Source organism: Rhodobacter viridis, from assembly GCF_003217355.1.
Classification (GTDB): domain Bacteria; phylum Pseudomonadota; class Alphaproteobacteria; order Rhodobacterales; family Rhodobacteraceae; genus Rhodobacter; species Rhodobacter viridis.
Genome location: NZ_QJTK01000001.1, coordinates 212,828 through 233,150, shown reverse-complemented (window position 1 = coordinate 233,150; position 20,323 = coordinate 212,828). Strand labels below are relative to the sequence as shown.

Sequence of the window (20,323 nt, the reverse complement as noted above, 5' to 3'; positions counted from 1 at the left end):
CGCATGACCACAGCATCGCTCCGCATCGATCTTGACGCCGTGCTTGCCAACTGGCGGGCGCTTGACGCAATGACTTCCGCCGCCACCGAGACCGGGGCGGTGGTCAAGGCCGACAGCTACGGCCTTGGCGCCGCCAAGGTGGCGCGGGTTCTGGCTCAGGCGGGGGTGCGCAAGTTCTTTGTCGCCGCCGCCGAGGAAGGCGCGGCCGTGCGCCAGGCGCTTGGCGAAGGCCCCGAGATCTTCGTCTTCTCCGGCCATATGGCGGGCGATACCGAGATGATCGGCGATCTGGCCCTGACGCCGATGCTGAATTCGGCCGAACAGGTGAAGCGCCATTTCGACGCCCTGCCCGGCGCGGCTTTCGGCGTGCAACTGGACACGGGCATGAACCGGCTCGGGCTCGAGCCCGCCGATTGGGCCGCGGTTTCCACCGAGATTCTGGCCGCCGGGCCGAAGCTTGTGATGAGTCACCTTGCCTGTTCGGATGAGCCGGATCACCCGATGAATGCGCTGCAGCTGAAGACCTTCCGCGACATGACCGACGGGATGGGGCTGAAACGCGCGCTTTCGGCCACGGGCGGCATCCTGCTGGGCCCCGAGTATCATTTCGACGTCACCCGGCCGGGCATCGGCCTTTATGGCGGTCAGCCCTTCGAGAAAGCCCGCCCGGTCGTGCGGCTCTCGCTGCCGGTGGTGCAGATCCGCACCGTCGAACCGGGCGAGACCGTGGGCTATGCGAACAGCTGGACCGCAACGCGGGTCAGCCGCATCGCCACCGTCGCCGCGGGCTATGCCGACGGGCTGTCGCGCAGGCTCTCGGGCAAGGCGACGCTCTGGGCCGACGACACCCCCTGCCCGCTTGTCGGCCGCGTCTCGATGGACCTGATCACCGTCGATGTCACCGATCTGGCCGAGCCCCCGCGCAGCCTCGATATCCTCGGGCCGCATCAGGGCGTCGATGCGCTCGCCGATGTCGCGGGCACGATCGGCTATGAAATCCTGACCTCGCTCGGCCATCGCTACCAGCGCGTCTATGCCGGGGGATTGGTGTGATCCTGTCTGCTCTGGCCGCGCTTGGCCGCACCGTTCTTTCGGCGCTTGCGGGCGCGGGCCGGGTTGCGCTTTTCACCGGCGCGGTGCTGAGCCATCTGGCGCGCCCGCCGTTTTACAGCCGCGAATTCCTGCAGGCGATGCTGCAGATCGGCTGGCTGTCGCTGCCGGTCGTCGGCATGACCGCGCTCTTCACCGGCGCGGCGCTGGCGCTGCAGATCTACGCGGGCGGGGCGCGGTTTTCGGCCGAAAGCGTCGTGCCCTCGATCGTCGCAATCGGGATGGTGCGTGAGCTTGGCCCGGTGCTGGGCGGCCTGATGGTTGCCGCGCGGGTGGCCAGTTCCATCGCCGCCGAGATCGGCACGATGAAGGTGACCGAGCAGATCGACGCGCTCGTGACGCTGTCCACCAACCCGTTGAAATATCTTGCTGTTCCTCGCGTTCTGGCGGCGACGCTCTCGGTGCCGCTGCTCGTCGCCGTGGGCGATGTGATCGGCGTCATGGGCGGCTGGCTCATTGGGACCGAACGGCTGGGCTTCAACTCGGCCAGCTACATCCGCAACACCTGGGAATATCTCGAGGGCTGGGATGTCGGCTCGGGCCTCGTCAAAGGCGCGGCCTTCGGCTTTCTGGTCGCGCTGATGGGCTGCTATTACGGCATGAATTCGGGCCGCGGCGCGCAGGGCGTGGGCCGGGCCACCAAATCCGCGGTCGTCGCGGCTTCGGTGCTGATCCTCGCCTCCAACTACCTGCTGACCGAGGTGTTCTTCTCCAAATGATCGAGATCGAAAACCTCCACAAATCCTTCGGGTCGAAGACGGTGCTGCGCGGCGTCTCGCTGCGGGTCGAGCGTGGTGAAAGCCTTGTCGTCATCGGCGGCTCGGGCACCGGGAAGTCGGTGCTGCTGAAATGCATCCTTGGCCTTGTGGCGCCGGATGCGGGCACAATCCGGGTCAACGGCGCCCCCGTGATCGAAGCGCGCGAGGAGTTCCTGTCGCGCTTTGGCATGCTGTTTCAGGGTGCCGCGCTGTTTGACAGCCTGACCGTCTGGCAAAACGTCGCCTTCCGGCTGCTGCGCGGTCCGCAGAAACGCGCGAAGGCCGAGGCCCGTGCCGTGGCGGTCGAGAAACTCGCCCGCGTCGGCCTTGGCCCGGAGGTCGCAGATCTGTTCCCGGCCGAGCTCTCGGGCGGGATGCAAAAACGCGTCGGCCTTGCGCGTGCCATCGCCACCGATCCGACGGTGATCTTTTTTGACGAGCCGACGACCGGCCTTGATCCGATCATGTCCGGCGTCATCAACGATCTGATCAACTCGGTCGTGCGCGAGATGGGCGCGACCGCGATCACCATCACGCATGACATGTCCTCGGTCCGGGCAATCGCCGACCGGGTGGCGATGCTGCATGACGGGCTCATTCGCTGGCATGGCTCGATTGCAGAAATGGATGAAACGTCAGACCCTTACGTGACGCAATTCATTCACGGCCGCGCCGAGGGCCCGATCGCCGCGATCCGCTGACGCCTGCAGGCGGCGCTTGCCGCCCGCGCGGGCCTCTGCCACAAGGGCGCATGGCCAAGGCATCCGCACAATTCACCTGCACCGACTGTGGTGCCGTCCATCGCAAATGGTCGGGGCGCTGCGACGCCTGCGGCGCGTGGAACTCGATCGTCGAGGAAGCCCCGCTGTCGGCCGGCCCGGCGGGCAAAAGCTTGGGCGGGGCGAAGGGGCGGCGCATCGATCTGACGACGCTCGCCCATGAAGAGGCGCCGCCGCCGCGCACACTTTGCGGCATGGCGGAATTCGACCGGGTGCTGGGGGGCGGCCTTGTGCCCGCCTCGGCGATCCTTGTCGGCGGCGATCCGGGCATCGGGAAATCGACGCTGCTCTTGCAGGCCGTTGCCGCCTTCGCCCGCAAAGGCCTGAAATGCCTTTATATCTCGGGCGAAGAAGCCTCGGCGCAGGTGCGGATGCGGGCGATGCGGCTCGGTCTCGCCGATGCGCCGGTGAGCCTTGGCGCCGAAACCAACCTGCGCGACATCCTGACGACGCTGGAGGCCGAGCGGCCCGATCTCGTCGTGATCGATTCCATTCAGACGATGTGGGCCGACATGGTCGAAGCCGCGCCGGGCTCGGTCTCTCAGGTCCGCGCCGCCGCGCATGAGCTGGTGACTTTCGCGAAATCCCGCGGCGTCTCGGTGATCCTTGTCGGCCATGTCACCAAGGAAGGCCAGATCGCCGGGCCGCGCGTGGTCGAGCACATGGTCGATACCGTGCTTTATTTCGAGGGCGAGCGCGGCCATCAGTTCCGCATCCTGCGCGCGGTGAAGAACCGCTTCGGCCCGGCCAGCGAAATCGGCGTTTTCGAGATGACCGGCGGGGGCTTGGCCGAAGTCGCCAACCCCTCGGCGCTGTTTCTCAGTGAACGCGGCCAGCCCGCGCCCGGCTCGGCGGTGTTCGCAGGCATCGAGGGCACGCGCCCGGTCTTGACGGAAATTCAAGCGCTGGTCGCGCCCTCCTCGCTCGCGAGCCCCCGGCGTACCGTCGTGGGCCTCGATTCGGGCCGCGTCTCGACCATTCTGGCCGTTCTGGAAAGCCGCTGCGGCATTCCCTTTGCCGGGCTTGATGTCTTCCTGAACGTCGCGGGCGGGTTGAAGGTGCTCGAACCCGCCGCCGATCTGGCGCTCGCCGCCGCGCTTCTGAGCGCGCGCGAGGATGTGGCGCTTCCGGCCGATCTGGTGATTTTCGGGGAAATCTCGCTCTCTGCGGCGCTGCGCCCGGTGGGACAGGCGGAAAACAGGTTGAAAGAGGCCGAGAAACTTGGTTTCTCACAGGCGATCCTGCCGGTGGGTACCAAGCTTGAAGGCGGGGCGGGGATGGTGCTGCGCAAGCTGCCCGACCTCGTGACATTCGTTGGGGACATGTTCGGCGCAGGCTAGCGTCGCAGGGGGTTCGGGACCATGGAAGGGTTCACCATTGTCGACGCCATCGTGGCGGTCACCATCATCCTGTCGGCGATCCTCGCCTACAGCCGCGGTTTTGTCCGCGAAGGTCTTGCCATCATGGGCTGGATCGCCGCTGCGGTGATGGCCTACACCTTCGCCGATGCCGCAAAGCCGCTGATCGCGCAATTGCCGGTGCTGAACAAGTTTCTGGCCGACAGCTGCGAATTGGCGACGATCGGCGGCTTCGCCGCGGTCTTCGCGCTGTCGCTCGTGCTGTTCTCGATCCTGACGCCGCTCTTTGCGACGCTGGTGCAGCGGTCGGCTCTGGGCGGGCTTGATCAGGGGCTGGGCTTTCTCTTTGGCGTCGCGCGGGGCGTGATCCTCGTCGCGGTGGCCTTCATCGTCTATGACAAGCTCGTTGCCGCGCAGGCGATGCCGATCGTCGACAACTCGCGCTCGGCAAAGGTGTTTTCGAAGCTGAGCGGGCAGATGGACGACACCATGCCCGACGATGCGCCGGGCTGGATCGTCGGCCGCTACGAGGCGCTGGTGGCGAAATGCGCTCCCGCGACCGACACGGTTCTGCCAGGTGCCGTGACCCCGCCCGCCTCGAACTGAGGCTCCCGCGCGAAATCGTGACAGCTTTGTAAGGAAATCCGAGCGGGAGGGCTTAACAGCCCCCCCGTTTCGCGTTAAAGCCGCGCCAAGCCCCCGACCCTCTGGAGCCTTCCCATGACCGCTGCCGAAAAGACCTTCCTGTCGCATCCGTTCGACGACGACAAGCTGAAGGAGGAATGCGGCGTCTTTGGCGTGATCGGCGTGGCCGATGCAGCGAACTTCGTGGCGCTTGGCCTGCATGCGCTGCAGCACCGCGGTCAGGAAGCGGGCGGCATCGTCGCCCATGATCCCGCCAAGGGCTTCAACTCGGCGCATCGCTTCGGCTATGTGCGCGACAATTTCACCAAGGCCTCGCTGATGGAAACGCTGCCGGGGCCCCTGGCCATCGGCCATGTGCGCTATTCGACGGCGGGCTCGAAAGCCGCGGTGATCCGCGACATCCAGCCCTTCTTCGGCGAGTTTTCGATGGGCGGCTGTGCGATCGCCCATAACGGCAACCTGACGAATGCCGATGCTTTGCGCCGCGAGCTGATCGACCGCGGCGCGATCTTCCAGTCGGGTTCGGACAGCGAATGCATCATCCACCTGATGGCGCGCTCGATCCAGACGAACCATGCCGACCGCATCGCCGATGCTTTGCGCCGCGTCGAGGGCGCCTTCTCGGTGATCGCGATGACGCGCACGAAACTGATCGGCGTGCGCGATCCGCTCGGCGTGCGCCCGCTCGTGCTCGGCCGTCTGGGCGAGAGCGGCTATGTGCTCGCCTCCGAGACCTGTGCGCTCGACATCATCGGCGCGGAACTGGTGCGTGAAATCGAGCCGGGCGAGATGGTGATCATCCACGAAGGCCAGATCGAAAGCACGCGGCCGTTCTATCCGGCGCAGTCGCGGTTCTGCATCTTCGAACATGTGTATTTCTCGCGTCCCGACAGCATCATCGGCGGCCGCTCGGTCTATGAAACCCGCCGTCAGATCGGTGTGGAACTGGCCCGCGAGGCCCCGGTCGAGGCGGATCTGGTCTGCCCGGTGCCCGACAGCGGCACGCCCGCGGCGATCGGCTACAGTCAGGAATCGGGGATCCCGTTTGCGCTTGGCATCACCCGCAACCAATACATGGGCCGCACCTTCATCGAACCGACCGAGCACATCCGCAACATGGGCGTGCGTCTGAAGCTGAACGTCAACAAATGCCTGATCAAGGGCAAGCGCGTGGTGCTGGTGGACGACTCGGTCGTGCGCGGCACGACGAGCCGCAAGATCAAGGACATGATCCTTGAGGCCGGCGCGGCCGAGGTGCATTTCCGCATCGCCTCGCCGCCGACCGCCTGGCCCTGCTTCTATGGCGTCGACACGCCCGACCGCAACAAACTGCTGGCGGCGCGGATGTCGGTCGCGGAGATGCGCGACTGGATCGGGGTGAACAGCCTTGAATTCATTTCGCTCGACGGTCTTTACCGGGCCGCAGGCGCCGAGGCCGGGCGTGACAACGCCTGCCCGCAATATTGCGACGCCTGTTTCTCGGGCGATTATCCGGTGAAACCCTCCGATCAGATCGGCAAGGGCTTCAAGATGAAGGGCTGAGAACGTCTTTCGCCTCGGGCAAGCCGGGGGCTCTGCCCCCGGACCCCCGAGATATTTAAGGCAAGATAAAAGCACAGCCCAAAGGAGCCTCGCCGAGGCCCGCGGTGAAGCTGATCGCCTCAGCCGAAATCGACAGGCCAGCGCCGCCCCGTCAGCCGCGCCCGGATCCCGCACGCAGTCCAATGGAACAGCACCAGATGCCAGCGTTCGGGCGCAGTGCGGGCGGTGTAGATCATCCCCGCCGCGCCACTTGCGCGGGCCGCATCGGCCACCTGCCAGCTTGACGCCGCAAGGCCCAGTGCGCGCTCGGGCAGCCAAGGCACCGCCGCAAGCCGCGGATCAAGGCCCCAGTCCGCGCATTGGCGGGCGTCGCGCAGATCCAGCACCGCGGTCGGTTCGAGGATCAGCTCGCAGATCACCCGGGGCGGATCGTCGGGGCCGACATAGACCCGCACCGCATGCTCCGCCCAGTCGCGCCGTGACGAGACATAAAGCGTCGGCTGGAAGTCATGGTGAAACCGCCCCTCGCGGCTTGGGGCGGGATCGAGGGCGGTTTCGACATGAGCCGCCGGAACGATGCGATAGAAGCGGCCGGAGATCTGATGAAATCCGCGCGCGCCCGACACCGGGCCGCCTAGCGGTGCAGACGCGACGAGAGCCGCTCGGCCACCATCGGCGTGACGAATTTCGACACGTCACCGCCGAGCCGGGCGATTTCCTTGACCAGCTTCGAGGCGATCGCCTGCCGCCGCGCATCGGCCATCAGGAACACCGTCTCGACGCTGGCATCCAGCGCGCGGTTCATCCCCACCATCTGGAATTCATATTCGAAATCCGCGACCGCCCGCAGCCCGCGCACGATCACCCCGGCGCCGACATCGCGGGCACAGTCGATCAGCAGGTTCTCGAACGGATGCACGATGATCTCGCCGCCGCGCCGCGCGGTGATCGGCGCGCATTCGGCCTGCAACATTTCCACCCGCTCTTCGAGCGAAAACAGCGGCCCCTTGTCGCGGTTGATCGCCACCCCGATCACCAGCCGATCCACCAGCGCCAAAGCGCGCTCGATGATATCGATATGCCCAAGCGTCACCGGGTCGAAGGTTCCGGGGTAAAGGCCGATCCGCATCCAGTCCTCCTCAGACCGCGTTCACCGAAAGGTGAGCGCAAGCAACAGCATCAGCGCGGGATTTGCAAGCACCCCCTGCCGCGCCGCAGCGTCACAGCGCGCGCGTGGGCGAGCCGACGCCCTCGCCCGCGACGGCCAGGGCTTCGAGCCGCGCCACCTCGCGCCGCATGCCGCGCCCCAAAGCCTCGGCCAGCCGGTCGAGCCGCTCGGAGCGGCGGTCATCGGCATGGCGAATGAGCCAGAACGCCCGCGAAAGCGCGATATCCTCGGGCAGAACCCGCACGACCCCGGGCGTGAAGGGCAGCGCGAAATCATGCACGATGCCCAGCCCCGCCCCTGCCCGCAGCATCTGCATCTGCACTGAGACCGAATTCGAGGCGAGCTCGACCTTGTCCGCCCCGGTCTGCGCCAGATAGTCGAGCTCCTTGTCAAAGATCATGTCGGGAATATAGCCGACGATCCGGTGCCCCTTCAGCTGCGCCCGCTCGGTGATCGGCGGATGGCGGCGCAGATAGGCCTCGTGCGCGGCCAGATGCAGTTGATAATCCACCAGTTTTTGCACCGTCAGCCGCCCGGCCGAGGGGGGCGACACCGCAATCGCCATATCCGCCTCGCGCTTCGAGAGGTTGAAGACCCGCGGCAGCGCGACGATCTGAATCTCAAGCCCCGGATGCGCGTCACAGATCGCGGCGCAGACCTGCGGCAGCAGGTAATTTGCGCAGCCATCCGGCGCACCGATGCGCAACTGCCCGGTGATCTGCCCGGCCCCGCCCGAAAGCTCCTCGGCCGCGCCCGCAAAGGCGGCTTCCGCCGCCTCGGCATGGGGCATCAGCCGCGCGCCCTCGGCGGTCAGCGCATAGCCCTGCGGGGATTTCGCAAAAAGCTTCGCGCCCACGGCTTCTTCGAGCCGCGCCACCCGCCGCCCGACGGTGGCGGCATCGCATTTGAGCTGACGGCCCGCGCCCGACAGGCTTTCCGCCCGCGCCACCGCCAGAAACACCCGCAGATCATCCCAGTCCATCGTCGCACCCTTTGCAATACTGCAAAACGCTTTTGCCTGACTTCCTCTTTTGACGGCATTTTCGCAAGGGTAAAATGCCGCAAACCTGTCAGGGAGGACGACATGAAAGAGATCGGACACTGGATCAACGGCAAGATGGTTGCGGGCACCTCGGGCCGTTTCACCGATGTGATGAACCCGGCCACCGGGGAAGTGCGCGCGAAAGTGGCGCTGGCGACCAAGGCGGAACTCGACGCCGCCGTCGCCGAGGCCGAAAAGGCGCAACTGGGCTGGGCCGCGACGAACCCGCAGCGCCGTGCGCGCGTGATGATGAAATTCGCCGATCTGATCAACGCCCATATGGACGAGCTGGCCGAACTCGTCTCGGTCGAGCATGGCAAAGTGCTGGCGGATGGCCGCGGCGACGTGCAACGCGGCCTTGAGGTGATCGAGGTCTGCATGGGCGCCCCGGCGCTTCTGAAGGGCGAATACACCGATGGCGCGGGCCCGGGCATCGACATCTATTCGATGCGCCAGCCGCTCGGCGTCGTCGCCGGCATCACGCCTTTCAACTTCCCGGCGATGATCCCGCTGTGGAAAATGGGCCCGGCGCTCTCGGCCGGGAACGCGATGGTGCTGAAACCCTCGGAACGCTGCCCCTCGACCGCGCTGCGTCTGGCGGAACTCGCCAAGGAAGCGGGCCTGCCCGATGGCGTGCTGCAGGTGGTGAACGGCGACAAGGAAGCGGTCGATGCGATCCTTGACAACGAGACCATTCAGGCCGTGGGCTTCGTCGGCTCGACGCCGATCGCGCAATATATCTATGGCCGCGCCTGTGCGAATGGCAAACGCGCGCAGTGCTTCGGCGGCGCCAAGAACCACATGATCATCATGCCCGACGCCGACATGGACAAGGCGGCGGATGCGCTGGTCGGCGCCGGTTACGGCGCGGCGGGCGAGCGCTGCATGGCGATCTCGGTCGCGGTGCCGGTGGGCCAGGGCACGGCCGAGGCGCTGGTTTCGCGGCTCATTCCGAAGATCGAAAAGCTGAAGGTCGGTCCCTACACCGGCGGCGCCGATGTCGATTTCGGGCCGGTCATCACCAAACAGGCGAAAGACCGGATCGAAGGGCTGATCGGCTCGGGCGTCGAGCAAGGCGCGAAACTTGTCGTCGACGGCCGCGGGCTGAAGATCCAGGGCTACGAGAACGGCTATTACGTCGGCCCGACCCTCTTTGACGAGGTGACGACCGAGATGGAGATCTACAAGCAGGAGATCTTCGGGCCGGTGCTGAGCGTCGTGCGCAAGGACACCTATGAAGACGCGCTGAAGCTGGTGATCGACAACGACTACGGCAACGGCACGGCGATCTTCACCGCCGACGGCGACACCGCGCGCGATTTCGCCAGCCGCGTCAATGTCGGCATGGTCGGCATCAACTTCCCGATCCCGGTGCCGCTGTCCTACTACACCTTCGGCGGCTGGAAGAAATCGGCCTTTGGCGATCTGAACCAATACGGGCCGGATGCCTTCCGCTTCTACACCAAGACGAAGACGGTCACCGCGCGCTGGTTCTCGGGGATCAAGGACGGCGTGGCGCTGAACTTCAAGGCGCTCGACTGATCGAACGACAGCGGGCCGCGCTTCGGCGCGGCCTGCCCTTCGGGCCAGAGGCGTATTTGCGCCAAGAAGAAACATCGCGTTTCATCTTGCCCGAAATACCTCGGGGTGAATTGGCCGCAGGCCAAGAGGGGCAGCGCCCCTCCCCGTTCCCTTGCAAAACTCGTGCAAGGATTCGAAATTAAACAGACGTTCAATTCAGGCACTTTGGGAGGGGCGCATGGATTTCGCGCTGAGCGAGGAGCAACAGGCCATCTTCGACATGGCCTTCGCCTTCGGGCAGGAAGAGATCGCGCCGCACGCGCGCGACTGGGAGGCGGCGGGCACGATTCCGCGCGCTCTGTGGCCCAAGGTGGCCGCGCTGGGGCTGGGCGGCATCTATGTTTCCGAGGACTACGGCGGCTCGGGGCTGTCGCGGCTGGATGCGACGCTCGTCTTCGAGGCACTTGCCATGGCCTGCCCGGCGGTGGGGTCGTTCCTGTCGATCCACAACATGTGCGGCGGCATGATCGACAAATTCGGCGCGCCCGAGACGAAAGCCCGGCTCCTGCCGAAGCTCTGCACGATGGAGACGATCTTTTCCTATTGCCTGACCGAACCCGGCTCGGGCTCGGACGCCGCAGCCCTGCGCACCCGGGCCGAACCCGTGCCGGAGGGCTACAAGATCAACGGGACAAAGGCCTTCATCTCGGGCGGCGGCTATTCCGACGCCTATCTGACGATGGTGCGCACCGGGGGGGACGGGCCGAAGGGCATCTCGACCGTGGTGGTCGCGGCGGGCACGAAGGGCCTTTCGTTCGGCGGGCTCGAGGACAAGATGGGCTGGCGGGCGCAACCGACGGCGCAGGTGAACTTCGACGATTGCGTGATCCCGGCCGAGAACCTTGTCGGCGACGAGGGCAAGGGGTTCAGCTATGCGATGGCGGGGCTCGATGGCGGGCGGCTCAACATCGCGGCCTCGGCGCTTGGGGGCGCGCAGGCGGCGTTGAATGCGACGCTGCGCTACATGGGCGAGCGCAAGGCCTTTGGCCAGTCGCTCGATCAGTTTCAGGCGCTGCAATTCCGGCTCGCCGAGCAGGAGGTCAAGCTGCAATCGGCGCGGATCTTCCTGCGGCAGGCGGCGTGGAAGCTTGATCACGCCAGCCCGGATGCGACGAAATTCTGTGCGATGGCAAAGCTTTACGTCACCGATGCCGCTTTCGACGTGGCCAACCAATGCCTGCAGCTGCATGGCGGCTACGGCTATCTGGCCGATTACGGCATCGAGAAGCTGGTGCGCGATCTGCGCGTCCATCAGATCCTCGAAGGCACCAATGAAATCATGCGGTTGATCGTGGGCCGCAGCCTGATTGCGGAGCGCGACCGATGAGCGACTGGATCCTGGCCCGCAAGGAGGGCCGCGCGGGCCGCATCACCTTCAACCGCCCGCAAGCGCTCAATGCGCTCGATCACGACATGGCCGGGGCGATCGAGAAGGCGCTCGACGACTGGCGACATGACCCCGCGGTCGAGGTCGTGATCATCGACGCCGAGGGGCCACGCGCCTTTTGCGCGGGCGGCGACATTGCCACGATCTATCACCTTGGCAAGGAAGGCGATTTCGAGATCGGGCCGCGGTTCTGGCGGGCCGAATATCGGCTGAATGCGCTGATCAAGGAATATGAAAAGCCGATCGTCGCCTTCATGCAGGGCTTCGTCATGGGCGGCGGCGTCGGTGTCGGCGGTCACGCCAGCCACCGCATCGTCGGCGACACGACGCAAATCGCCATGCCCGAGACCGGGATCGGCCTCATTCCCGATGTCGGCGGCACGCTGATCCTCGCCCTCGCCCCCGGGCGGGTCGGCGAATATCTCGGCCTGACCGGCGGACGCATCAACGCCGCCGATGCGATTGATGCGGGCTTTGCCGATCTTTACATCCCCGAGGCGGACTGGCCCGAGCTGATCGCGAAAATCACCGCGACCGGCGATCCGTCCTGTCTGCCGAAACACCATACCCCCGCCCAGAAGGGCCGCCTTGCCGATTTCCGCCCCGAGATCGACGCGGCCTTTGGCGGGGGGAACCTGCGCGAAATCGTCGGAACTCTTGACCGGATGCCCGGCGATTTCGCGCAGGAGACTGCCACCACCTTGCGCCGGGTCTCGGCGCTCTCGGCCGAGGCGACGCTGCGGCTGGTGCGGATGACCCGGGCGACGCCGACGATCCGCGAGGCGCTCTCGAACGAGTTCCGCTTCACCCTGCGCGCGGTCGAAAAGGCGGAGTTCCTCGAAGGCGTGCGGGCGCAGATCATCGACAAGGACCGCAAGCCGGTCTGGCGCTACGCGCTCGACACCCTGCCCGAAGCGCTTTTGGCCGAGTTGCTCGCCCCCCTGCCGAAGGGCTGGGAAATTCCTTTCGACGCCTGAACATCGCGTCACAAATCTTTGGGAGGACACATGAAAGTCGGATTCATCGGACTTGGGAACATGGGCGCGCCGATGGCGGCCAATCTGGCGAAAGCGGGGCACCGGGTGATGGGCTTCGATCTGGCCGCGCCTTGCCCCGAAGGTGTCGCGCAGGCGAAATCGATCGCCGAGGCCGCGCGCGGCGCCGAAGTCGTCATCACCATGCTGCCCAATGGCGCGATCCTGCGGCTTGTCGCCGACGAGGCGCTTCGCGCGATGACCCCGGGCGCGGTGCTGTGCGATTGCTCGACCGTCGATGTCGAAAGCGCCCGTCAGGTCGCGGCCGAGGCGGCCACCGCGGGCATGGGCGCGCTTGATGCGCCGGTCTCGGGCGGCGTCGGCGGGGCGACGGCGGGCACGCTCACCTTCATGGTCGGCGGCTCGGATGCGGCTTTCGCCACGGTGAAACCGCTTTTCGACGTGATGGGCCAGAAGGCGGTGCATTGCGGCGCTTCCGGCGCCGGACAGGCGGCGAAGATCTGCAACAACATGATCCTGGGCGTCACCATGATCGCCACCTGCGAGGCCTTTGCGCTCGCCGACAAGCTGGGCCTTGACCGGGCGAAGATGTTCGATGTCGTCTCGACCTCGTCCGGGTACAGCTGGACGATGAACGCCTATTGCCCCGCCCCCGGCGTCGGTCCGAAAAGCCCGGCGGACAACGGTTACAAGCCCGGTTTCGCGGCCGAACTGATGCTGAAAGACCTGCGGCTGAGCCAGCAGGCGGCCGAGGGTGCGGATGCCGACACGCCGATGGGCGCGCTTGCGGCCGCGCTTTACGCCCGCTTCGTCGAGGAAGAAGACGGCAAGGGGATGGATTTTTCCGCCATGCTGCCGCGGTTCGAGAAACGCGGGCGCGGCTGACGGTCCGCCCCCTTGCGGGCGGGCGCGCGGCGGCGCTAAACATGCGCATATGACATGGATCGACGCCGCCCCCGCCCTTGCCTGCCTTGACGACACCGCCCGCGCCGCGCTTGCGCCGCTGGGGCCGGTCGAGGTGCCCAAGGGCACGGTGCTCTTTCGTCCCGGCGATGCGGTGCAGGGCTTCGTTCTGATGCTCGAGGGCCGGATCGAGGTCTTTCTGACCGGGGCGAACGGCCGCGAGCTGCTGCTTTACGCGGTCGAACCGGGCCAGACCTGCGTGCAGACGACGCTTGGCCTGCTGGGCGAGGCCAGCTACAGCGGCGAGGCGATCACCACGCAGACAAGCCGCCTTGTGCTGGTGCCGCGGCCCGTCTTTCTGAAACTGATGGAAAGCTCGGCCGGGTTTCGCAGCCTCGTCTTTGCCGCGATGGCGGTGCGGATGGAGGATCTGATCCGGCTGATGGAGCGGGTCTCGTTCCAGTCGGTCGAAAGCCGTCTGGCGGGCTGGCTGGTGGCGCGGGCCGAGGCCGGGCGCGTCGCTGCCACCCATGCCGAGATCGCGGTGCAGATCGGCTCGGCGCGCGAGGTGGTGTCGCGCCGCCTTGATGCCTTTGCCCGCCGCGGCTGGGTGCGCACCGAACGCGGCGCGGTCGAACTCTGCGATGCCGCCGCACTCTCGAAGCTCGCCGCGACCGAGACTGTGTGACGAGGTCACCGACAGCGCCCCGCGGCTTTGTTACCCTTCCGCATCGGCCGGATCTGCCCGGCCCGGAAGGGAGCACATATGTTCAAGACCAATGTTGGCGGGATCGACAAGATCGCCCGCATCGTCGCCGGGGTCCTTTTGCTGCTGGCCGGGGTCCTCACCCGCGGCGAGGGCGCCTACAACTGGATTTTCCTCATTGGCGTCGTGCCGCTGGCGACCGGACTTCTGAACACCTGCCCGCTTTACACGCTGGTGGGGATCAACACCTGCAAACGCTGACCAAATCGACCCGCCGCGCCCCGGCGGCGGCGGGTTTTCTTTTGCGCGGCCTGCGCCTAAATTCGTCCCATGCGCGCGCCCCTGCTTCTGCTGTGCCTGACCCTGCCGCTGCCCGCCCTCGCGGCGGATCTGCCGCTGCCGCCCGGCGCGACGGCTTGCAAGGTGATGCAATCGACCCAAGACACGTTTTGCAAGTTCGGGAATCGCTGGCGGCTGCAGACCCCCCGCCCGCCTGCGTTCCAGTTCGGCGATGACTTCCCGGTCGCGAGCCAGTCGATGCTGATCGATCTGGATCGCTACGACCTGCCCCCGGTCGACGGGCGCTGGCGCTATTACCTGCGCGACGGGATCATCTACAAGGTCTCGGCCGAGACCGGCAGGGTGATCGGGGTCGTCGGTCCGGCCCACACCAACTAGGTTCAGCCCGGCTTGCGCGCGACGATGTAGCGGCTGTGCCGCCCCTTGCCGAAGGTCATCTCGCCCTCGATCGCGAAACCCGCAGCGGTGATCAGCGCCCGCAGTTCCGGCGCCTTCAGGGCGCGGGCGGGCGGCATCCAGCCGCGCAGCCGCAGAAGCGGCAAGATCGCCTTCATCCAGAACGGCAGATCGGCCAGACACCAGGTTTTCGACAGAAAAAGCCCGCCCGGTTTCAGCTGCGCGAAAAGCGCCTGAAGTGTCGCCCCGGCATCGGGCACCAGATGCAGGATGTGAAAGGCGCAGATCGCATCGAAGGGCGCCTCGGCATGGCAGGTCTCGGCCGCAGCCAGCCGGAACTGCACCCGGTCGGAGCCGGGCTTGGCGCAGGCGATCCGGTGCATCTCGGGCGAGAGGTCGGTGGCAAGCCACAGCGCCACGCTCGGCCCAAGCCGCAGCGCGGTCGAGCCGGTGCCCGCGCCGATCTCGAGCACGCGATCCCCGGGGTGCAGCCGCGCCGCGATCTCGGCCAGCATCGCCTCGTAAGCGGCGGTATCGCGGACGGGCCGCGCGGCATAGCGCCCGGCCACCCGGTTCCAGAAATCGATCTTGTCGGTCATGTGGCCTCCGCGCCCGTCACCCGCCCCAAGATGATGCACCACAACCACAGCGACAAGGCCCCGGATGGTCGCGCCAAGCGCCCGGCTTGCCAAGCGCACGTGAGCAGGAAAGATGGGGACCAAAATATAGACAACAACTGACCATCCCAAGAGCAGGACTTTCCGATGAGCTTTTCCGATCCCGCCCGCAGGGGCGTGTTTTCGCCCGATTTCCACAGCCTTCGCACCGCGGCCTCCTACCTTGACGCCGTGGCCCAGACCGATCTGGTGGCAACGCTTGCGGGTCCCACGCTGCGCCTGAGCGGGACGGCGGCCCCCGATACCGGCAATGGCAGCTATGCGTTCTATGTGACTGTCTCGGGCCTCGGCACCACGGCCGAGGATACCGACGGCAGCGCCATCGCCCTGCCCTCCGATCTGAGCGGGATGCGGCGGATCGACCTCAGCGCGGTGACCGGTGCCGGGGTCGACTTCACCTTCGACATCGAAGGCGGGTCGATCGCGGCGATCGGCACCGCGGCGAATGACAGCCTGATGTCCTTTGGCGGCGCCGTCACCCTCCGCGGTGGCGCGGGCGATGACCTTCTTGCGGGCGACAAGATGGCCGATGTGCTCATCGGCGGCGCGGGCAATGACACGTTGCGGGGCAATGCGGGGGACGACACCCTCGCGGGGCGCGGCGGCGACGATCTGATCCTCGGCGGCGGCGGCCGGGATATGCTGCTGCTCACCGGGGCCCGGTCGGAGTACCGGATCAGCATCGTCGCGGGCGATTACGTGATCACCGATCTGCGCGCGGGCCATGCGGACGGGCAGGACACAATCGGCAACGTCGAAATGCTGCAGTTCAGTGACCAGACCATCGCCCTGCCCCACGCCGCGAGCGCCCTGCAGGCGGCGGTGACAGGTGGCACGCTGATCCTTGCCGGGACGCCCTTCGTTGCGGAAAACCCGGTCACAATGAATGCGACCATGCTGGGCGGGATCCGCATCTACGAAAACAACCTCGGCCATGTCGGCCTGCCGATCGACGGGGATCTGTCGCAGGTGAACCGCCTTGATGCGAGCGGGCTCGAGACCGGTCTCTACCTGCGCTGGTATCTGCCCGGAACCAGTTCTGTCACCGCCACCGAACAGGCGGATTACATCAACGTGGACCGGGGCGCGGGCACACGGCGCGTGCAGGGGCTTGGCGGCAATGACGTCATCATCGCCGGTCGCGGCAATGACACGCTTCTGGGCGGGAGCGGCGATGACTTCCTGCGCGGCGGCCACGGCGATGACCGGTTGAGCGGGCAGAAGGGCAACGACAGCATCTTTGGCGACCAGGGCGCCGATACCGTGGTCTTCGCGGGGAACCGGGCCGATTACCTCGTCACGCAAGACGGGTCGACCTGGCGCGTCGAAGATGTGTCGCATGGCGGAGGCGGCGGGGTCGACGTGCTGACGGATGTCGAATTCCTTGAATTCCGCGACGGGGTGATGGCGCTGACGGAAGCGACCAACGCGTTCAAGGCGACGCAGGAGGGCTCCATCCTCGTCATCAGCGGCGCCGCGGCGCGCACGGAGGGGCTCGTCAGCCTCTATTGCGACCCCGGCATTTGCGGACTGTCGGACAATGACGCCGCAGGCACGACGACCTCGCTCGGCTATCTTGACGGCGTCAGCAGCATTGATTGCCACGACCTGCAGGGCGCCGGGATCAGCATGGTCTTTTTCGATTTCGGGCGCAGCCTTGCGCTGGTGGGCAGCGCGCAGGCGGACCAATTCCTGTTCGACTCGGATCACGGCGTCACCATCTCCGGCGGTGGCGGGGACGATGGCATCTTTTCCGGGCGCGGCGACGACCTGCTGACCGGCGGCGCGGGCAATGACATGATCAGCGGCTCCGCGGGCACCGACACGGTGATCTTTTCGGGCATGAGCGCCGAATACGACCTGATCTCGCACGGCTCTTACATCGAAGTCGTCCATGCCCGCGGCACCGCCAGCGACGGCACCGATACGATCTACGAGGCCGAATTCCTCCGCTTCGCGGATGGCTCCCTGGCCATGGCCGATCTGCTCTGACTTCGCACGCGCTGGCCGCGGGTTACTCCGCGGCCACCTTCATCCCCAGCATCGGCGCCAGATAGCGCCCGGTATGGCTGGCCGGATTGGCGGCCACCTTCTCCGGCGTGCCCTCGGCGACGATCCGGCCGCCGCCATCGCCGCCCTCCGGCCCGATGTCGATGATCCAGTCGGCGGTCTTGATCACATCCAGATTGTGTTCGATCACCACGACGGTATTGCCCTGATCGACCAGCGAATGCAGCACTTCCAGAAGCTTGCGCACATCCTCGAAATGCAGCCCCGTGGTCGGTTCATCAAGGATGTAAAGCGTCCGTCCGGTGGCCCGCCGCGCCAGTTCCTTCGACAGCTTCACCCGCTGCGCCTCGCCGCCAGACAGCGTCGTCGCCTGCTGCCCGACCTTGATATAGCCCAGCCCCACCTCGACCAGCGCATCCATCTTTTCGCGGATCGAGGGCACGGCCTTGAAGAACTCCTGCGCGTCTTCCACCGTCATTTCAAGGACATCGGCGATGCTCTTGTCCTTGAACTTGATCTCCAGCGTCTCGCGATTGTAGCGGTGGCCCTTGCAGGTTTCGCAGGTGACGTAGACATCGGGCAGGAAGTGCATCTCGATCTTGATCACGCCATCGCCCTGACAGGCCTCGCAGCGCCCGCCCTTGACGTTGAAGCTGAACCGCCCCGGCTTGTAGCCGCGCGCCTGCGCCTCGGGCAGGCCCGCGAACCAGTCGCGAATGGGGGTGAAGGCGCCTGTGTAGGTCGCGGGGTTCGAGCGCGGCGTGCGCCCGATCGGCCGCTGGTCGATGTCGATGACCTTGTCGAGATGCTCGAACCCCTTGATGCTGTCACAAGGTGCAGGCGTTTCCCGCGCCCCATTCAGCCGCATCGCCGCGGTCTTGTACAGCGTCTCGATCGTCAGCGTGGATTTGCCGCCGCCCGAAACGCCCGTCACGCAGACGAACTTGCCCAGGGGGAACTCGGCCGTCACATCCTTCAGGTTATTGCCGCAGGCCTTTGAAATCTTGAGCTTCTTGCCATTGCCCTCGCGCCGTTGCACGGGCACTTCGATACGCCGCGTGCCCGCCAGATATTGCCCGGTGAGGCTCGCCGGATCAGCGGCAATCTCGGCGGGCGTGCCCTGCGCCACCACCTGCCCGCCATGCACCCCCGCCCCCGGACCGATGTCGAAGACGTAATCCGCGTGGCGGATCGCGTCTTCGTCATGCTCGACCACGAGCACCGTATTGCCCTGATCGCGCAGGTTCTTCAGCGTTTGCAGCAGCCGGTCGTTGTCGCGCTGATGCAGCCCGATGCTCGGTTCATCAAGCACATAAAGCACCCCGGTCAGCCCCGAGCCGATCTGGCTCGCCAGCCGGATCCGCTGGCTTTCGCCCCCCGAAAGCGTTCCCGCCGCGCGGCTCAGCGTCAGGTAATCCAGCCCCACATTGATCAGGAAGCCCAGCCGCTCGCGGATTTCCTTCAGGATCGGGCGGGCGATCTCGTTCTTCTGCCTGCTCAGATGCTCGGGGACTTCCTCGATCTTCGCATAGGCTTCCTTGATCGACATTTCCACGACCTGCCCGATGTGCAGCCCGCCGATCTTCACCGCCAGCGCCTCGGGCTTGAGCCGGTAGCCGCCGCAGACCCCGCAGGGGCGGTTGTTCTGATACCGCTCCATCTCCTCGCGCGACCAGGCAGAGTCGGTCTCGCGGTAGCGCCGTTCCATGTTCGGAATGATGCCCTCGAAGCTGCGCGCGACCTCATAGACCCGCCCACCCTCGTCGAAGCGGAACTTGATCTCGTCCTTGCCGGAGCCATAAAGGAAAAGCCGCTGCACCTCGGGGGCCAGATCCTTCCATTGCTTGCGCTTGTCGAACCCATAGTGCTTCGACAGCGCGTCGATGGTCTGGGTGAAATAGGGGCTTTTCGACTTCGACCAGGGCGCCAAGGCCCCCGCCGCCAGCGTCAGCGAGGTATCGGGCACCACCAGCCGCTCGTCGAAGAACAGCTCCACCCCCAGCCCGTCGCAGACCGGACAGGCGCCAAAGGGCGCGTTGAAGGAAAACAGCCGCGGCTCGATCTCGGCAATGGTGAAGCCGCTGACCGGACAGGCGAATTTTTCCGAGAAGGTGATCCGTCCGGCTTCCTTGCCCGCCTCGGTTTCTTCGGTTGAGAGCGCATCTTCCCAAAGCGCGATGCCATCGGCCAGATCGAGCGCCGTGCGGAAACTGTCGGCCAGCCGCGTCTCCAGCCCCGCGCGAACGACGATCCGGTCCACCACCACATCGATGTTGTGGCGAAATTTCTTGTCGAGCACCGGCGGGTCTTCAAGGTCGTAAAACGCCCCGTTCACCTTCACCCGCTGAAAGCCCGCCTTGCGCCATTCGGCGAATTCCTTGCGATATTCGCCCTTGCGGTCGCGAATGACCGGGGCCAGCAGATAGCCCCGCGCCCCCTCCTCCATCGCCATGACACGGTCCACCATGTCCTGCACCTGCATCGCCTCGATCGGCAGGCCGGTGGCGGGCGAATAGGGCGTGCCCGCGCGGGCGAACAGCAGACGCAGATAGTCGTAGATCTCGGTCACCGTGCCAACGGTCGAGCGCGGGTTCTTCGAGGTCGTCTTCTGCTCGATCGAAATCGCGGGGCTCAGCCCCGAGATGTGATCGACATCGGGCTTGCCCATCTGATCGAGAAACTGCCGCGCATAGGCCGACAGGCTTTCGACATAGCGGCGCTGCCCCTCGGCATAGATCGTGTCGAAGGCGAGCGAGGACTTGCCCGAGCCGGACAGCCCGGTGATCACCGTCAGCGCATCGCGGGGAATGTCGAGATCGACACCCTTGAGGTTATGCTCGCGCGCCCCGCGCACTTCGATGAACTTTTGCTCGGCCATGCCCGCCCCCAGATGTCAGGCCCCATAGATAGGGGCTTGCGCCCGAGTCTCCAACGAGAAATTGCGAACGTAACGAGAACTTTTCCCT

Annotated in this window: 19 protein-coding genes; 14 read left to right on the top strand and 5 right to left on the bottom strand. The window is 66.1% G+C overall.

From position 1 onward, the window contains the following. Positions 1–3 precede the first annotated feature (3 nt). The 6 genes from alr (at position 4) to purF (ending at position 6,192) form a co-directional block, all read left to right on the top strand. Positions 4–1,053: an alanine racemase gene (gene alr / locus C8J30_RS01100; RefSeq protein ID WP_110803887.1), complete on the top strand. Its 1,050-nt coding sequence runs from the start codon at positions 4–6 to the stop codon at positions 1,051–1,053. After that, entirely contained in the window at positions 1,053–1,829 is a 777-nt protein-coding gene (locus C8J30_RS01095) for an MlaE family ABC transporter permease (RefSeq protein ID WP_394341899.1), read from the top strand. Before alr ends, C8J30_RS01095 begins: the two co-directional genes overlap by 1 nt. Further along, positions 1,826–2,569 carry an ABC transporter ATP-binding protein gene (locus tag C8J30_RS01090; protein WP_110803886.1) on the top strand — a complete coding sequence of 248 codons (744 nt, stop codon included), beginning with the start codon at positions 1,826–1,828 and terminating at the stop codon, positions 2,567–2,569. The genes C8J30_RS01095 and C8J30_RS01090 overlap by 4 nt, the downstream gene beginning before the upstream one ends. A 50-nt stretch (positions 2,570–2,619) precedes the next feature. Further along, positions 2,620–3,987 carry a DNA repair protein RadA gene (radA, locus tag C8J30_RS01085; protein ID WP_110803885.1) on the top strand — a complete coding sequence of 456 codons (1,368 nt, stop codon included), beginning with the start codon at positions 2,620–2,622 and terminating at the stop codon, positions 3,985–3,987. 21 nt (positions 3,988–4,008) lie between these two features. Continuing rightward, positions 4,009–4,611 (top strand): CvpA family protein, encoded by a 603-nt coding sequence (locus tag C8J30_RS01080; protein WP_110803884.1) that lies wholly within the window; start codon positions 4,009–4,011, stop codon positions 4,609–4,611. Between the two features lie 114 nt (positions 4,612–4,725). Continuing rightward, on the top strand, positions 4,726–6,192 hold the full coding sequence (gene purF, locus C8J30_RS01075) for an amidophosphoribosyltransferase (RefSeq protein WP_110803883.1): 1,467 nt from the start codon (positions 4,726–4,728) through the stop codon (positions 6,190–6,192). A gap of 119 nt (positions 6,193–6,311) precedes the next feature. Here the strand turns inward: purF and C8J30_RS01070 are convergent, their stop codons facing one another. The 3 genes from C8J30_RS01070 to C8J30_RS01060 all read right to left on the bottom strand — a co-directional run bounded on the left by C8J30_RS01070 (position 6,312) and on the right by C8J30_RS01060 (position 8,342). Then, positions 6,312–6,818, bottom strand: a complete 507-nt coding sequence (locus tag C8J30_RS01070) for an RES family NAD+ phosphorylase (RefSeq protein ID WP_181420724.1) — start codon at positions 6,816–6,818, stop codon at positions 6,312–6,314. A gap of 8 nt (positions 6,819–6,826) precedes the next feature. Further along, positions 6,827–7,321 carry a pantetheine-phosphate adenylyltransferase gene (gene coaD / locus C8J30_RS01065; RefSeq protein WP_110803881.1) on the bottom strand — a complete coding sequence of 165 codons (495 nt, stop codon included), beginning with the start codon at positions 7,319–7,321 and terminating at the stop codon, positions 6,827–6,829. Between the two features lie 91 nt (positions 7,322–7,412). Continuing rightward, a complete protein-coding gene (locus tag C8J30_RS01060; protein WP_110803880.1) occupies positions 7,413–8,342 on the bottom strand; it encodes a LysR family transcriptional regulator in 930 nt (309 codons plus the stop codon). Between the two features lie 102 nt (positions 8,343–8,444). On the opposite strand from C8J30_RS01060, the gene C8J30_RS01055 reads away from it, so the two are divergent. From C8J30_RS01055 to C8J30_RS01025, 7 genes are all read left to right on the top strand, one after another. Then, positions 8,445–9,944, top strand: coding sequence for a CoA-acylating methylmalonate-semialdehyde dehydrogenase (locus tag C8J30_RS01055; protein ID WP_110803879.1), 1,500 nt, complete (start codon positions 8,445–8,447; stop codon positions 9,942–9,944). Between the two features lie 217 nt (positions 9,945–10,161). Next, on the top strand, positions 10,162–11,310 hold the full coding sequence (locus tag C8J30_RS01050; RefSeq protein WP_110803878.1) for an acyl-CoA dehydrogenase family protein: 1,149 nt from the start codon (positions 10,162–10,164) through the stop codon (positions 11,308–11,310). Then, positions 11,307–12,347, top strand: coding sequence for an enoyl-CoA hydratase/isomerase family protein (locus C8J30_RS01045; protein WP_110803877.1), 1,041 nt, complete (start codon positions 11,307–11,309; stop codon positions 12,345–12,347). The genes C8J30_RS01050 and C8J30_RS01045 overlap by 4 nt, the downstream gene beginning before the upstream one ends. A 30-nt stretch (positions 12,348–12,377) precedes the next feature. Then, complete coding sequence (gene mmsB, locus C8J30_RS01040) at positions 12,378–13,250, top strand: 3-hydroxyisobutyrate dehydrogenase (RefSeq protein ID WP_110803876.1); 873 nt, start codon at positions 12,378–12,380, stop codon at positions 13,248–13,250. A 49-nt stretch (positions 13,251–13,299) separates the two neighbouring features. Next, on the top strand, positions 13,300–13,956 hold the full coding sequence (locus C8J30_RS01035; protein WP_110803875.1) for a Crp/Fnr family transcriptional regulator: 657 nt from the start codon (positions 13,300–13,302) through the stop codon (positions 13,954–13,956). Between the two features lie 78 nt (positions 13,957–14,034). After that, complete coding sequence (locus tag C8J30_RS01030; protein WP_110803874.1) at positions 14,035–14,235, top strand: YgaP family membrane protein; 201 nt, start codon at positions 14,035–14,037, stop codon at positions 14,233–14,235. 69 nt (positions 14,236–14,304) lie between these two features. Then, a complete protein-coding gene (locus tag C8J30_RS01025; protein ID WP_110803873.1) occupies positions 14,305–14,652 on the top strand; it encodes a hypothetical protein in 348 nt (115 codons plus the stop codon). Positions 14,653–14,654: 2 nt separating this feature from the next. Here the strand turns inward: C8J30_RS01025 and C8J30_RS01020 are convergent, their stop codons facing one another. Then, entirely contained in the window at positions 14,655–15,269 is a 615-nt protein-coding gene (locus C8J30_RS01020; protein ID WP_110804264.1) for a class I SAM-dependent methyltransferase, read from the bottom strand. A gap of 165 nt (positions 15,270–15,434) precedes the next feature. On the opposite strand from C8J30_RS01020, the gene C8J30_RS01015 reads away from it, so the two are divergent. After that, positions 15,435–17,339 (top strand): calcium-binding protein, encoded by a 1,905-nt coding sequence (locus C8J30_RS01015; RefSeq protein ID WP_110803872.1) that lies wholly within the window; start codon positions 15,435–15,437, stop codon positions 17,337–17,339. 22 nt (positions 17,340–17,361) lie between these two features. Here the strand turns inward: C8J30_RS01015 and uvrA are convergent, their stop codons facing one another. Continuing rightward, complete coding sequence (gene uvrA / locus C8J30_RS01010) at positions 17,362–20,235, bottom strand: excinuclease ABC subunit UvrA (protein ID WP_110803871.1); 2,874 nt, start codon at positions 20,233–20,235, stop codon at positions 17,362–17,364. Between the last annotated feature and the right edge of the window lie 88 nt (positions 20,236–20,323).